Below are 13731 nucleotides of genomic sequence, written 5' to 3'. Positions count from 1 at the left end.
TCGGTCATCGTGCAGGTGGCGTCGTTCAAGCTCACGGGCAAGCGCGTCTTCCGGATGGCGCCGCTGCATCATCATTTCGAACAGAAGGGCTGGGCGGAGCCGACCGTCGTCGTGCGCTTCTGGATCATATCCGTCGTGCTCGCCATGGCGGGACTTGCAACGCTGAAACTGAGATAGGGAATGATCGCGGCAACCGGTTTCGAGAAGCGTAACGTGGCGGTGCTGGGGCTCGGCAAGTCGGGCCTCGCGACCGTGCGCGCGCTCGAGGCCGGCGGTGCCAGGGTGTTCGCGTGGGACGACGCGGCGGAGAAGCGCGCGGAGGCGGCGAAGGAAGGCTTCACGCTGACGGATGCGAGCGGGTGGGACTGGAAGAATTTCGCGGCACTCATTCTCAGCCCCGGCATTCCGCTGACGCATCCCGTGCCGCATGCCGCCGTCGGCAAGGCGCGGGCGGCGGGCGTCGAGGTGATCGGCGACATCGAGCTTTTCCAGCGCGCGGTGAAGGGTACGGGTGCGAAGATCGTCGCGATCACGGGCACCAACGGCAAGTCGACCACGACGGCGCTGATCGGGCACATGGTGCGGCGCTGCGGCGGCGACGCGCAGGTGGGCGGCAATATCGGCAAGGCGGTGCTGGAACTCGATGCGCCCTCCGCGACGAGCATTTACGTGGTGGAGGTGTCCTCCTACCAGATCGATCTCGCGCCGGGGCTCGCGCCCAATATCGCGGTGCTGCTCAACATCACGCCGGACCATATCGACCGGCACGGCACGGTGGAGCATTACGCGGAAGTGAAGGCGCGCATCTTCGCGCTGCAGACGGAGAAGGATACGGCGGTCATCGGCATCGACGAGCCGCGCTCGACCGACATCTGCACGCGCGAAAGCGCCAGGCGGATGCAGAAGGTCGTGCCGATCTCGGTTGGCAAGGCGCTGTCGCGCGGCGTCTATGCGCTGGACGGCGTGCTTTACGACAGTACGGGGACGCAGACGGTGAAGGCGGGCGACCTCCGGGTGATCAAGACGCTGGCGGGCGCGCATAATTGGCAGAACGCGGCGGCGGCCTATGCCGTGGGCCGCGCGCTCGGCTATCAGCGCGAACGGATTTTCGCGGCGTTCGAGAGTTTCCCGGGTCTTGCGCACCGGATGGAGATCGTGGGCGAGGTGGACGGTGTGCGCTTCGTCAACGACAGCAAGGCGACCAATGCGGACGCGGCGTCGAAGGCGCTCGCGACTTACGACAACATCTACTGGATCATCGGCGGCAAGGCGAAGGAGGGCGGCATCGAGAGCCTGGAGCCCTGGTTCGACCGCATCCGGCGCGCCTATCTGATCGGCGACGCGGCGAAGAGCTTCGCCGAGACACTGAAGGGCAAGGTCGAATTCATTCAGTGCGGCACGCTCGACCGGGCCGTCGAAGCGGCGACGCGCGACGCCTCGGCCGACGAGAGCGACCTCAAGGTGGTGCTGCTGTCGCCGGCCTGCGCGTCGTTCGACCAGTTCGCGAATTTCGAGGAACGCGGCGATGCGTTCCGCGCGGCCGTGCAGGAGCGGCTGGCAAGCAAGGGGGGCGCGGCAGCATGATCCGTCTCGCCCGCACAAACCGCAGCGTGATCGCCGAATGGTGGTGGACCGTCGACAAGTGGACGCTGCTCGGGCTCCTTTGCCTGATGCTGCTCGGCGGCGTGCTGGCGCTCGCGGCGAGCCCGGCGGTCGCCATGCGCATTCACCTGCCGCCATTCCATTTCGTCTACCGCCAGATGATCTTCTTCCTGCCCGCCATCGGCGTGATGATCGGCGTGTCGCTGCTCAATGTGCGGCAGGTGCGCCGCCTCGCGGCGATCGTGTTCGCCGTCGGCTTCGTGCTGATGGCGCTGACGCTCGTCATCGGGCCGGAAGTGAAGGGCGCGCATCGCTGGCTGCAGATCGGGCCGCTCGCCATCCAGCCGTCCGAATTCGTGAAGCCCGCCTTCATCGTGCTGGTCGCCTGGCTCTTCGCGGAGGCGCAGCGGACGCCGGGCATTCCGGGCACGACGCTCGGCCTCGGGCTTTATGCGATGGTGGTTTCGGTGCTGGCGCTGCAGCCGGATTTCGGCCAGCTCATGCTGGTCACGGCCGTCTTCGGCGCGATGTTCTTCATGGCCGGGCTGTCCTGGGGCTGGATCGGATCGCTCGGCGCGCTCGCCGCTTCCGGCGCGATCACGGCCTATACGCTGATGCCGCATGTGGCGAGCCGCGTGAACCGCTTCCTCGATCCGGAATCGGGCGATACCTACCAGATCGACCGCGCGCTCGACGCCTTCCAAACCGGCGGATTTTTCGGGCGCGGGCCGGGCGAGGGCGAAGTGAAGCGCATCCTTCCCGATGCGCATACGGATTTCATCTTCGCCGTCGCGGCGGAGGAATATGGCGTGCTTGCCGGGCTCATCATCATAGGTCTCTTTGCCTTCATCGTGGTGCGGGCGCTTCGCCATGCGATGGAGGAACAGGACCTCTTCCTGCAATTCGCGACCTGCGGCCTGGTGGCGCTGTTCGGATTGCAGGCGCTCATCAACATGGCGGTGAACGTGAACCTGATGCCGGCCAAGGGCATGACGCTGCCGTTCATTTCCTATGGCGGCTCCTCGCTGCTGGCGCTTGCCTTTGCGATGGGCATGCTGCTCGCGCTGACGCGCCGCCGCGCCGGCAGCCATGTCGCGCCTCCGAGCGGACGGAGGGCGAACGCATGACTCATTATCCGAACGGTCCCATCGTCATCGCCGCAGGCGGCACGGGCGGGCATCTCTTCCCCGGCCAGGCGCTGGCGCAGGAGCTGCGCCGCCGCGGCCGCCGCATCGTGCTGATGACGGACGAGCGCGTGCAGCGCTTCGACAAGCTTTTCCCGGATGCGGATATCTATGCCGTTCCGTCGGCGACTCCTTCAGGCAAAGGCATCGTCGGCCTGCTGCGCGCGGCGCCCGCCATACTCGCGGGTGTCGCGCGTTCCTTCTCGATCCTGCAGCGGGTGAAGCCCGCCGCGCTGATCGGCTTCGGCGGCTACCCGACGCTGCCGCCCGTCCTTGCCGCGATCCTGCGCGGCGTGCCGGCCTGCGTGCATGAGCAGAACGCGGTGCTCGGCCGCGTGAACCGGCTGGTCGGGCCGCATGTCGAGGCGATTGCCTCCACCTTCGACGCACCGAAATTCCTGAAGGCGCGCGATGCGGGCAAGCTCGTCCTGACCGGTAATCCCGTGCGCGACGCCGTGATCGCGCAGGCGGGCGCGCCATACGAAACGCCGCGGGGAGAAGACCGGATAAAGCTCCTCGTATTCGGCGGCAGCCAGGGCGCGCGCGTGATGAGCGACATCGTGCCGGTGGCGCTGGCGCAACTGCCGGAACATCTGCGCCGGCGTCTCGCCGTGGTGCAGCAGTGCCGCGCGGAAGACATCGAGCGCGTCGGCGACATATACAAAGAGGCGGGGATCGACGCCGAACTCAGCGACTTCTTCGACGACATGCCGGAGCGCATCGCGGCGTGCCATCTCGTGATCGGCCGCTCCGGCGCCTCGACGGTGAGCGAACTGGCCGTCATCGGCCGGCCCTCGATCCTGGTGCCGCTGCCGCATTCGCTCGACAACGACCAGAAGGCGAATGCCGAGAAGCTCGCGCAGGCGGGTGCGGCCTGGATGATCGAACAGAAATATTTCACCGCCGACGCGCTCCGCCGTCAGCTCGAACAATTGTTCGGCAATCCTTCCGACCTCGAAGCCGCCGCCGCTGCTGCCCGCCGTCAGGGCCAGCCGAACGCCGTGCGCGACCTCGCCGACCTGGTGGAGGCGCTGGGGCGCGGCGAATACCGCGCGCTGCGCAGCCGCCGCAACGGCGGCAACGGCAATGGCGGCGACGACAAGCTCCTCAAATTCGCGACTGGAGGTGCATGATGCGCCCGGCACCTCTCGACATCGGCAACATCCATTTCGTCGGCATCGGCGGCATCGGCATGAGCGGCATTGCCGAAGTCATGCACAATCTCGGCTACACGGTGCAGGGCAGCGATCTTGCCGACAGCGCCAATGTGAAGCGGCTCAAGGGCCTCGGCATCAAGGTGTTCATCGGCCAGAAGGCGGAGAACGTCGCTGACGCGCAGGTGATCGTGGTTTCGTCGGCAATCAAGGCGGACAATCCCGAACTCATGGAAGCCCGGACGCGCTTCCTGCCGGTGGTGCGCCGCGCGGAAATGCTGGCCGAGCTGATGCGCCTCAAGAGCTGCGTCGCCATTGGCGGCACACATGGCAAGACGACGACAACCTCGCTCGTCGCGGCCATTCTGGACAAGGCGGGCATCGATCCGACCGTCATCAATGGCGGCATCATCAATGCCTATGGCACCAATGCGCGGCTCGGCGGCGGCGAATGGATGGTGGTGGAGGCGGATGAATCCGACGGCACTTTCGTGAAGCTGCCGGCGACCATCGCCATCGTCACCAATATCGACCCCGAGCATCTCGACTATTACGGCAGTTTCGAAGCCGCGAAGGACGCCTTCCTCGCCTTCGTGGAAAACGTACCGTTCTACGGCGCCGCCGTGATGTGCATCGACCATCCGGAAGTGCAGGCGCTGATCGGCCGCGTGCGCGACCGGCGCATCGTCACCTACGGCACCAATCCGCAGGCCGATATCCGCGCGACGAATGCGCGCGTCGAAGGCGGCTTCAACGTGTTCGACGTCGCCATCACCGACCGCAAGACGGGTGCCACGCGCGAGCTGAAGGACGTGCGGCTCGCCATGCACGGCACGCACAACATGCTGAACAGCCTCGCCGCCATCGGCGTCGCGACGCAGATGGGCATCGCCGACGACAAGATCCGTGCGGCACTGGAAGGCTTCGGCGGCGTGAAGCGGCGCTTCACGTTTGTGGGAAACTGGAACGGCGTCAACATCTACGACGATTACGGCCATCATCCGGTCGAGATCGCGGCGGTGCTGCAGGCAGCGCGCTCGGCGACGCAGGGGCGCACCATCGCCGTGGTGCAGCCGCACCGCTATACGCGTCTCCACAATCTCTTCGACGAATTCTGTTCCTGCTTCAACGACGCCGACACGGTGATCGTGGCCGATGTCTACGAGGCGGGCGAGAAGCCCATCGAGGGCGCGAACCGCGACGCACTTGTGGAAGGCCTGCGCGCGCGCGGCCACCGCAACGTGATGCCGCTGCCGGGGCCGGAAGCGCTGCCGGGCCTGATCGCGCAAGTGGCGCAGCCGGGTGATCTCGTCGTCTGTCTCGGCGCGGGCAGCATCACTTATTGGGCGAATGCGCTGCCGGACGATCTGGCGAAGCTCGGCGGGAAGAAGAAGCCTGCGCCGAAAGCCGCACCGAAGGCAAAGGCGAAGCCGAAAAAGGGGAGGGGGAGATGATGGCTGCAGAAGCCACCGCCGCTCTCATCGACCGGCTGCCGAAGGTTCGCGGTGAAATCGTGGCCGACGCACCCCTCGCGCCGCTCACCTGGTTCCGCGCGGGCGGCAATGCGGAAGTCCTGTTCCGCCCGGCGGATGCGGAAGATCTTGGCAATTTCCTCGCGGGCGTGCCCGCCGACGTACCCGTCACGGTGATCGGCGTCGGCTCCAACCTGCTGGTGCGCGAGGGCGGCGTACCGGGCATCGTCATCCGGCTCGGGCGGGGGTTCATGAATATCGAGATCGAGGGGACCTGTGTTCGCGCGGGAACCGCGGCGCTCGACGTTGCGGTTTCCCGCGCGGCGCAGGAAGCAGGGCTCGCCGGCCTCGAATTCTATCGCGGCATTCCGGGCTCCATCGGCGGCGCGCTGCGCATGAATGGCGGCGCCTATGGCCGCGAGACGAAGGATGTGCTGGTGGAAGCCGTCGCCATCGACCGGGTGGGCAAGCGGCATGTGCTTTCCAATGCCGACATGCACTACACCTATCGCCATTGCGGCGCGCCGGACGATCTCATTTTCGTCGAGGCGCTGTTCCAGGGCACGCCGGGCAATGCCGAGGAAATCCTGCGGCGCATGAACGAAATCACGTCCTCGCGCGAGGCGACGCAGCCGATCCGCACGCGCACGGGCGGCTCGACCTTCAAGAACCCCGAAGGCCACAAGTCCTGGCAGTTGATCGACGCGGCGGGCTGCCGCGGGCTTCGCAAGGGCGGGGCGCAGGTGTCGGAACTGCATTGCAACTTCCTCATCAATACGGGCGATGCAAGCGCCAGCGACATCGAAGACCTCGGCGAGGAAGTGCGCGCGCGCGTGAAGGCGACGAGCGGCGTGACGCTGGAATGGGAAATCCGCCGCATCGGCGTTCGTGAAAAGAGGAGCGGCGCATGAGCGAAGCAAAGCATGTCGCCGTGCTGAAGGGCGGATGGAGCGCCGAGCGCGAGGTGAGCCTCGTCTCCGGCAAGGGCTGCGCCGAGGCGCTGCGCAAGCATGGCTACCGCGTGACCGAGATCGACGCGGGGCGCGATCTTGCCGACCAGATTCTGAAAGTGAAGCCGGACGTCGCCTTCAACGCGCTGCATGGCCGCTGGGGCGAGGATGGCTGCGTGCAGGGGCTGCTCGAAATTCTCCGCGTGCCCTACACGCATTCGGGCGTGCTGGCCTCCGCGCTTGCTATGCACAAGGAGCGGGCGAAGTTCATTTTCCGCGCGGCGGGGCTTCCGGTCGCCGAGAGCGTCGTCGTGCCGCGCGAGCAGGCGGCGCATGGCCATGTGATGGAGCCGCCCTACGTCATCAAGCCGGTGAGCGAGGGCTCGTCCGTCGGCGTCTTCATCGTGCGCGCGGGCGACAACCGGCCGCCGGCCGAACTCACCTCGGCGGAATGGAACCTCGGCGACGAGGTGATGGCGGAACGCTACATCGCGGGCCGCGAACTCACCTGCGCCGTGATGGGCACGGAAGTGCTGGGCGTGACCGAGATCATCGCCAACACGACCTTCTACGACTATGAGGCGAAATATCAGACGGGCGGGTCGCGGCACATCATTCCCGCGCCGGTCGATGCCGATGTCTATGCCGAGGTGCAGCGTGTGACGCTGGCCGCGCACAAGGCGCTCGGCTGCCGGGGTGTGAGCCGCGCCGATTTCCGTTTCGACGACACGCGGCCGGGCAAGCCCGAACTCATTCTTCTCGAAGTGAACACGCAGCCCGGCATGACGCCGACGTCGCTGGTGCCCGAACTTGCCAATCTCGCCGGCTATTCCTACGGCGAGCTGGTGAGCTGGATGGTGGAGGAGGCGTCATGCGACAGGTGAAGAAAGTTTCGCGCACGGGCGTCCGCGCGGCGCCGCGCAAGAAGGGCTCCAAGATCGCGCCGGGCAAGCGCCGCAACGGCGCAGCGAACCGGACGTTCGGCCGCCGCACGGAGCGGCCCGCCGGGCCCATCGGTGCGTGGATCGAGCGGATGCGCGAGGGCAATTTCGGGATGCAGCCTTTCGCTTATGGCGCGCTGGTGCTGATCGCCTGCGTCGCCGTCTATGGCGTGGTGATCGGCGGCCATGCGGAGAACGGCGTCAATGCCGTTACGCATCAGGCGAACCGGCTGCTCGCGCTTTCCGGCTTCAGCATTCAGGACGTGACGGTGACGGGCCGCGCGCAGACGCGGAAAGACGATCTCCTTGCCGCCGTCGGCACGAAGCGCGGCGATCCGATTTTCGGCTTCGACACGGAAGCGGCGCGGCAGCGGATCGAGCGGCTCGACTGGGTGCGCTCGGCGACGGTGACGCGGCTTCTGCCGGACACGATCCGCATCGAGGTGAGCGAACGCCAGCCTTTCGCGCTGTGGCAACGCGGCGGCGAGCTTTCCATCGTCGATGCGGAAGGGCGTCCGATCACGGATGAAGGCGTTCAGGACTTCGCGCATCTGCCTTTCATCGTCGGCTTCGGCGCGCCGCGCGCGGCGCCGGAACTGCTGACGCTGATGCAGAAGGAGCGGCCCGAACTGCTGCAGCGCGTGCGCGCCTTCGTGCGGGTGAGCGACAGGCGCTGGAACTTGCGGCTTGAGAACGGCGTCGACGTGAAGCTGCCGGAAACGGGTGTTGCGAAGGCGCTCGCCGATCTTGCGGCTTACGACACGAAATACAGGGTTCTGTCGCGCGACATCGTCGCCGTCGATCTCCGGCTTCCCGACCGTGTTTCGGTGGAGCTGACCGAGAACGCGGCGAACGGCACGGGTATCGCGACCGACGCAACATTGAAGAAGAACGGGGTCCGGCCGGGGCAGGCCGGTCGTGGAGGCAATACATGAATATGGTCAGTCTCGGGTCGAGAAGTTTTCAGGGCAGGCCCGTCGCGGCGGGGCGGTCCGGCACGATCGCCGCGCTCGATGTGGGGTCGAGCAAGATTTCGTGCTTCATCGCGAAGATCGAGCCGGGGCGGCTCGCGAATGGCCATGCGCCGATACGCGTGATCGGCATCGGGCACCAGGTGTCGCGCGGTATCCGCGCGGGCGCGGTGGTCGACATGGATGCGGCGGAAGAAGCGATCCGCGTCGCGGTCGATGCGGCGGAGCGGATGGCGGGCGTCACGATCCGCGATGTGGTGGTCGGCTTTTCCGGCGCCGAGCCGAAGAGCCAGACGGTCGGCGTGCGCGCCTCGATCACGGGCGGCGAGGTCGGCGACGCGGATGTGTCGCGGCTCATCCATCATGCGCAGGCGAATTTTCAGCCGGAGGGGCGCGACGTTCTCCACGCGATCCCCACGAATTACAGCGTTGACGGCAGCCGGGGGGTGCGCGATCCGCGCGGCATGTTCGGCGAAAAGCTCGGCGTCGAGGTGCATATGGTGAGCGTGCTGCGCGGGCCGCTCCGGAACCTCGAGCTTTGCATCGAGCGCTGCCATCTGAGCGTGGCGGGGATCGCCGTGTCGCCTTACGCGAGCGGGCTTGCCTGCCTGGTCGAGGACGAGATGGACCTCGGCGTCGCAATGATCGACATGGGCGGCGGCACCACTTCACTGTCCATCTTCTTCGAAGGGGCGATGGTTTACTGCGATTCCGTGTCAATTGGCGGGAATCACATTACTAATGATATTGCGCGGGGGCTCTCCACACCGCTCTCACATGCAGAGCGGATGAAGACGCTATACGGGAGCGCACTTGCGAGCCCCTCGGATGAGAGAGAGATGATCGACGTGCCTCAGGTGGGCGAAAGCGATGCCGATTCGGCCAACCATATTCCGAGGTCGATGCTGACCGGCATCATCCAGCCGCGGCTGGAGGAAACGTTCGAACTCGTGCGGGACAGGATGGAGGCGAGCGGCTATGGCCGGCTCGCCGGCCGGCGCGTGGTGCTGACGGGCGGCGCGGCGCAGCTCAACGGTGCGCGCGAACTCGCGGCCCGCATGCTCGACAAGCAGGTGAGGGTGGGCCAGCCGGTCCGCCTGACGGGCCTTGCCGAAGCAACGGGCGGGCCCGCCTTCTCGACCTGCGCCGGACTTCTCGCCTATTCGCAAATCTCTCCCCTCGACGCCGCCGGCAGCGACGACGGCGACGAGGCGGCCATGCCGCGCGGACAGATCCGCCGGTTCGGCCGCTGGCTGAAGGAGAACTTCTGATGCAACGCGCAATCCGAGGCAGACGCAGGGGCGGTCAGCCGGAACGGGCACGAAGCCGGTGGAAATCAGGCCGGCTCGCAGGCCCCCCCCGGCAGACGGGGCACCGAACCCCCGCCGCGAAAAGCGGCAACACCGACCCCGTTATTCCAATTCGCTCCCAGGAGGCAGACATGAGCATCAAACTTTCGGTTCCGCAGGCACAGGAACTCAAGCCCCGCATCACGGTGTTCGGCGTTGGCGGCGCCGGCGGCAATGCGGTCAACAACATGATCGAAGCGGGCCTCGAAGGCGTCGAGTTCGTGGTGGCGAATACCGACGCGCAGGCGCTCGCGCTTTCCTCCGCCGACCGGCGCATCCAGCTCGGCGCGTCGATCACCGAGGGGCTCGGCGCCGGTTCGCGCCCCGAAGTCGGTTGCGCGGCGGCCGAAGAGGCGCTGCATGAGATCGCGGAGCACCTGCAGGGCGCTCACATGGTCTTCATCACCGCCGGCATGGGCGGCGGCACGGGCACGGGCGCTGCGCCCGTCATCGCCCGCGCGGCCCGCGAAAACGGCATCCTCACCGTCGGCGTGGTGACGAAGCCGTTCCAGTTCGAAGGCTCGCGCCGGATGCGGCTGGCGGAAGAGGGCATCCGCGACCTGCAGCAATATGTCGACACGCTCATCATCATCCCGAATCAAAACCTGTTCCGGGTCGCGAACGAGAACACGACCTTCGCCGATGCTTTCGGTATGGCCGATCAGGTGCTGCATTCGGGCGTGGCGGGCATCACCGACCTCATGATGAAGCCCGGCCTCATCAATCTCGACTTCGCGGACGTTCGTACCGTGATGAACGAGATGGGCAAGGCCATGATGGGCACGGGCGAGGCGAGCGGCGAAAACCGCGCCATCGAGGCCGCCGAGGCCGCGATCTCCAACCCGCTGCTCGACGAAGTGTCGATGAAGGGCGCCAAGGGCGTACTCATCAACATCACGGGCGGCATGGACCTCACTCTTTATGAGGTGGACGAGGCGGCGAACCGTATCCGCTCCGAAGTCGATCCGGACGCCAACATCATCGTCGGTTCCACCTTCGACAACTCGCTCGACGGCCGCATGCGCGTCTCGGTCGTGGCGACGGGTATCGAAGCGGAAGCCGGCCAGATGCAGCGGCCCGAAACCCAGCCCGCCCAGGTACGGGCGGTGCAGGACCGTGCGCCCGCCGCCCGCAGCGCGGCGGCAACCTTCCCGGCGGTTCGCACCCTCAATCCGGTGCAGGCGCAGGTGGAACGGATCGAGGAACGCCTTGCCCCGGCGACGGAGCAGGCAGAACTCGGCATCGAGACGGCAGAGGCCGCTCCGGCGGCCCGCTCGAACGGCCAGTTCGACCCGAACGACTATGAGGCTGAAGTCATCATCCACAAGCCCGAGCCCCGGCGTCAGCCAGCGCGGGCGGAAGTGGAAGCGCCGGTGGTGCGGGCCGATGCGGTTCGCGCCGAGCCGAGGGCACCGCGCATTCCGGGCGATCTCGACCGGGTGCAGAAGGCCGACATCCCCGGCTTTCTCGGTCAGAAGGCCGCGACGGTCCAGCAGTCCCGCGCACCGAAAAAGGGTCCGACCTTCTTCGAACGCCTGACCGGCAACCGCCGCAAGGAGAACGAGGAGCCGGCGCCCGCGCCGCAGCCGCAGCGCCGCGAACCGACGGTCGCCACGCGTGTCGCGAAGCCGGAGCCGCGGATCCAGTCCGAGGCCCGGACGCCGGAAAGCCTGTCCTCCTCGACCGAGAGCCGCCTCGTGCAGCCCTCCTATGAGGAAGAGCAGCTCGAGATTCCGACTTTCCTGCGCCGCCAGGCCAACTGAGACCCCTTCCGGGGCCTGAAAACACGATTAACCCGCCCTTGCCGGACAGCAATCCGGAAAGGGCGGGTTTCTCTTTTAAATCAATAGCTTGCGATTTGTTTCCAACGGTAACATTCAGTAAAAATCTGTTATTTGTGACCGATTCACGGCACTGCTACATAAGAGGCGGACCAGAGGGGGCGGTCTCGTTTCGGGGGTACGTGGGTGTTCAGAGTGCAGAAATCAGAATTTGAAACCATCATGCTGGAGAATGTCCGGCGGGAACGGCGTATCCGCGCGATCGCCTTTCCGCAGAAGACGCTCGTGCGCCCCGTCGTGATCGACGGTGTCGGCCTGCACAGCGGCGCGGCGATCCACATGGTTCTGCATCCGGCCGAAGCGGACCGGGGCATCATCTTCCGGCGCACCGATCTCGTGACGCAGGGCCGGGACGTTTCCGACATCCCGGCGCGTTTCGACCATGTCGTCGACACCACGCTCTCCACCGCCATCGGCAACGCGGCGGGCACCACCGTCAGCACCGTCGAACACCTCATGTCCGCCTTCTCCGCGCTCGGCATCGACAATGCGCTGGTGGAGATCGACGGCCCGGAAGTGCCGGTGCTGGACGGCAGCTCAGAAGTCTTCATCGACGCGATCGAAGCCGTGGGCATCGAGAAGCTGGACGCGCCCCGCAAGGCGATCCGCATCCTGAAGCCCATCATCGTCGAGGACGGCGCGAAGCGCGCGGCGCTGCTGCCGGGCGACGGTTTCCGCGTTTCCTTCGAGATCGATTTCGACAATCCGCTGATCGGCCGCCAGGCGATCGAAGCCGACCTGCATGACGACTTCTTCATCGAAGACATCATGCATGCCCGCACCTTCTGCCTGCGCCGCGACATCGAGGCGATGTGGGCGGCGGGGCTTGCCAAGGGCGGCTCGCTCGAAAATGCCGTGGTCGTGGACCAGGACCGTATCCTCAACGAGGAGGGCCTGCGCTACGAGGATGAATTCGTGCGCCACAAGGTGCTGGACGCCGTGGGCGACCTGGCCCTGTCCGGCCGGCCGCTGATCGGCCGCTACGAAGGCTCGCGCGCCGGGCACGCCATGAACAACCGCGTGCTGCGGGCGCTCATGGCCGACCGTTCGGCCTGGGAAGTCGTCGATTTCATGGAAGCGCCCGAGGCGGCTTCTTCCGGTCCCGAACTCGTGGCCATTCCGGCCGATTAAGGGTTTACTGTCCTTACCCACCGGGGAAGGCGCGTGCTTTCGGGCCCGCGCCTTTTTCATGTCCGGGGCTCCCGTGGAGCCTTGCGGCGCGAGGGGCGTGGCCGCTATGGTTTCGCGCCGCTTATTGAGATAGAAAAAGGCTCCCGTCGGCCCTTTGCCGGCGAGTCGGCGACGTTTCGGACCGTTTTCGGTCGGGAATCCGCCGGGTCATCGCATGAAATGGACTTTGCCCGCATGAGTGAGGCCAGGCTGCCTACAAGACGTCGTCACGCTTCACGTGGTCACGCTTCTTCGTTTTCGTTCATTCGCGCTGCCCTTGCGGGCGCGCTGGCGCTTGCCGTTACGGGGCTTGCGGGCTGTTCGTCGGACGACGAACTGCCTTACGAAGAACGGCCGGTCGAGCAGATCTACAACAGAGCCATGGACTACATGCAGGAGGGGAAATACAACCCTGCCGCGAAAGAGTTCGACGAGGTGGAGCGCCAGCATCCCTATTCGGAATGGGCGCGGCGGTCGATGCTGATGGGCGCCTATGCCCATTACAAGATCAACGAGTACGACGAGGCGATCCTCGGTGCGCAGCGCTTCATTTCGCTGCATCCGAGCAACAAGGATGTGCCTTACGCCTATTACCTGATCGGGCTCAGCTACTACGAGCGGATTTCCGACGTCGGCCGCGACCAGAAGATGACGGAGAATGCGCTCAACTCGTTCTATGAGCTGACGCGGCGTTTCCCCGCCAGCGAATATTCGCGCGATGCGCGCCTGAAGATCGATCTCACGCTCGATCATCTTGCGGGCAAGGAAATGGAAATCGGCCGCTACTACCTCAACCGCCACGACTACATCGCCGCGATCAACCGCTTCCGCATCGTCATCGAAAAGTATCAGACGACGACGCATACGCCGGAAGCGCTGGAGCGGCTGACCGAAGCCTATCTCGCGCTCGGCATCAAGACGGAAGCGCAGACGGCGGCGGCGATCCTCGGTTACAATTTCCCCGGCAGCGACTGGTACGAGGACAGCTATGCGTTGCTGGCCGGCCAGGGCCTGGAGCCGGTGGAGAGCAAGGATTCCTGGATCAGCAAGGCATGGAATTCCGTTTTCTGATCGTTCGGTCTTCTTCATAGAAGGCG

The 13731-nt window shown here is 66.0% G+C and carries 11 protein-coding genes and 1 pseudogene; all 12 read left to right on the top strand.

Annotated elements, in window-relative coordinates; translation table 11 throughout:
- A pseudogene (gene mraY, locus Q8S60_RS10900) lies at positions 1 to 177 on the top strand (phospho-N-acetylmuramoyl-pentapeptide-transferase); the annotation flags it as partial.
- Positions 178 to 180: 3 nt separating this feature from the next.
- Positions 181 to 1584, top strand: a complete 1404-nt coding sequence (gene murD / locus Q8S60_RS10895) for a UDP-N-acetylmuramoyl-L-alanine--D-glutamate ligase (protein ID WP_305276485.1) — start codon at positions 181 to 183, stop codon at positions 1582 to 1584.
- On the top strand, positions 1581 to 2729 hold the full coding sequence (gene ftsW, locus Q8S60_RS10890; RefSeq protein ID WP_305276486.1) for a putative lipid II flippase FtsW: 1149 nt from the start codon (positions 1581 to 1583) through the stop codon (positions 2727 to 2729). The genes murD and ftsW overlap by 4 nt, the downstream gene beginning before the upstream one ends.
- Positions 2726 to 3919, top strand: a complete 1194-nt coding sequence (gene murG / locus Q8S60_RS10885; RefSeq protein WP_305276487.1) for an undecaprenyldiphospho-muramoylpentapeptide beta-N-acetylglucosaminyltransferase — start codon at positions 2726 to 2728, stop codon at positions 3917 to 3919. Before ftsW ends, murG begins: the two co-directional genes overlap by 4 nt.
- Positions 3919 to 5394 carry a UDP-N-acetylmuramate--L-alanine ligase gene (gene murC / locus Q8S60_RS10880; RefSeq protein ID WP_305276488.1) on the top strand — a complete coding sequence of 492 codons (1476 nt, stop codon included), beginning with the start codon at positions 3919 to 3921 and terminating at the stop codon, positions 5392 to 5394. Before murG ends, murC begins: the two co-directional genes overlap by 1 nt.
- Positions 5391 to 6323, top strand: a complete 933-nt coding sequence (gene murB / locus Q8S60_RS10875; RefSeq protein WP_305276489.1) for a UDP-N-acetylmuramate dehydrogenase — start codon at positions 5391 to 5393, stop codon at positions 6321 to 6323. The genes murC and murB overlap by 4 nt, the downstream gene beginning before the upstream one ends.
- Positions 6320 to 7246 carry a D-alanine--D-alanine ligase gene (locus Q8S60_RS10870; protein ID WP_305276490.1) on the top strand — a complete coding sequence of 309 codons (927 nt, stop codon included), beginning with the start codon at positions 6320 to 6322 and terminating at the stop codon, positions 7244 to 7246. The genes murB and Q8S60_RS10870 overlap by 4 nt, the downstream gene beginning before the upstream one ends.
- Positions 7234 to 8238: a cell division protein FtsQ/DivIB gene (locus Q8S60_RS10865; protein WP_305276491.1), complete on the top strand. Its 1005-nt coding sequence runs from the start codon at positions 7234 to 7236 to the stop codon at positions 8236 to 8238. The genes Q8S60_RS10870 and Q8S60_RS10865 overlap by 13 nt, the downstream gene beginning before the upstream one ends.
- A complete protein-coding gene (ftsA, locus tag Q8S60_RS10860; protein ID WP_305276492.1) occupies positions 8235 to 9545 on the top strand; it encodes a cell division protein FtsA in 1311 nt (436 codons plus the stop codon). Before Q8S60_RS10865 ends, ftsA begins: the two co-directional genes overlap by 4 nt.
- A 170-nt stretch (positions 9546 to 9715) precedes the next feature.
- Complete coding sequence (gene ftsZ / locus Q8S60_RS10855; RefSeq protein WP_305276493.1) at positions 9716 to 11386, top strand: cell division protein FtsZ; 1671 nt, start codon at positions 9716 to 9718, stop codon at positions 11384 to 11386.
- A 240-nt stretch (positions 11387 to 11626) separates the two neighbouring features.
- On the top strand, positions 11627 to 12595 hold the full coding sequence (gene lpxC, locus Q8S60_RS10850; protein WP_370867274.1) for a UDP-3-O-acyl-N-acetylglucosamine deacetylase: 969 nt from the start codon (positions 11627 to 11629) through the stop codon (positions 12593 to 12595).
- Between the two features lie 234 nt (positions 12596 to 12829).
- Complete coding sequence (locus tag Q8S60_RS10845; RefSeq protein WP_305276495.1) at positions 12830 to 13705, top strand: outer membrane protein assembly factor BamD; 876 nt, start codon at positions 12830 to 12832, stop codon at positions 13703 to 13705.
- Positions 13706 to 13731: the final 26 nt, after the last annotated feature.

The sequence above is a fragment of the Parvibaculum sp. genome (assembly GCF_030694575.1).
Taxonomy (GTDB): Bacteria; Pseudomonadota; Alphaproteobacteria; order Parvibaculales; family Parvibaculaceae; genus Parvibaculum.
Note: the sequence above shows the minus strand (reverse complement) of the source record. Positions and strands in the feature narration are given on the sequence as shown.

What these genes read in the sequence shown, in the direction of transcription:
- murD (WP_305276485.1), top strand. Translation starts at nt 181, where the DNA reads ATGATCGCGGCAACCGGTTTCGAGAAGCGTAACGTGGCGGTGCTGGGG.
- ftsW (WP_305276486.1), top strand. Translation starts at nt 1,581, where the DNA reads ATGATCCGTCTCGCCCGCACAAACCGCAGCGTGATCGCCGAATGGTGG.
- murG (WP_305276487.1), top strand. Translation starts at nt 2,726, where the DNA reads ATGACTCATTATCCGAACGGTCCCATCGTCATCGCCGCAGGCGGCACG.
- murC (WP_305276488.1), top strand. Translation starts at nt 3,919, where the DNA reads ATGCGCCCGGCACCTCTCGACATCGGCAACATCCATTTCGTCGGCATC.
- murB (WP_305276489.1), top strand. Translation starts at nt 5,391, where the DNA reads ATGATGGCTGCAGAAGCCACCGCCGCTCTCATCGACCGGCTGCCGAAG.
- Q8S60_RS10870 (WP_305276490.1), top strand. Translation starts at nt 6,320, where the DNA reads ATGAGCGAAGCAAAGCATGTCGCCGTGCTGAAGGGCGGATGGAGCGCC.
- Q8S60_RS10865 (WP_305276491.1), top strand. Translation starts at nt 7,234, where the DNA reads ATGCGACAGGTGAAGAAAGTTTCGCGCACGGGCGTCCGCGCGGCGCCG.
- ftsA (WP_305276492.1), top strand. Translation starts at nt 8,235, where the DNA reads ATGAATATGGTCAGTCTCGGGTCGAGAAGTTTTCAGGGCAGGCCCGTC.
- ftsZ (WP_305276493.1), top strand. Translation starts at nt 9,716, where the DNA reads ATGAGCATCAAACTTTCGGTTCCGCAGGCACAGGAACTCAAGCCCCGC.
- lpxC (WP_370867274.1), top strand. Translation starts at nt 11,627, where the DNA reads ATGCTGGAGAATGTCCGGCGGGAACGGCGTATCCGCGCGATCGCCTTT.
- Q8S60_RS10845 (WP_305276495.1), top strand. Translation starts at nt 12,830, where the DNA reads ATGAGTGAGGCCAGGCTGCCTACAAGACGTCGTCACGCTTCACGTGGT.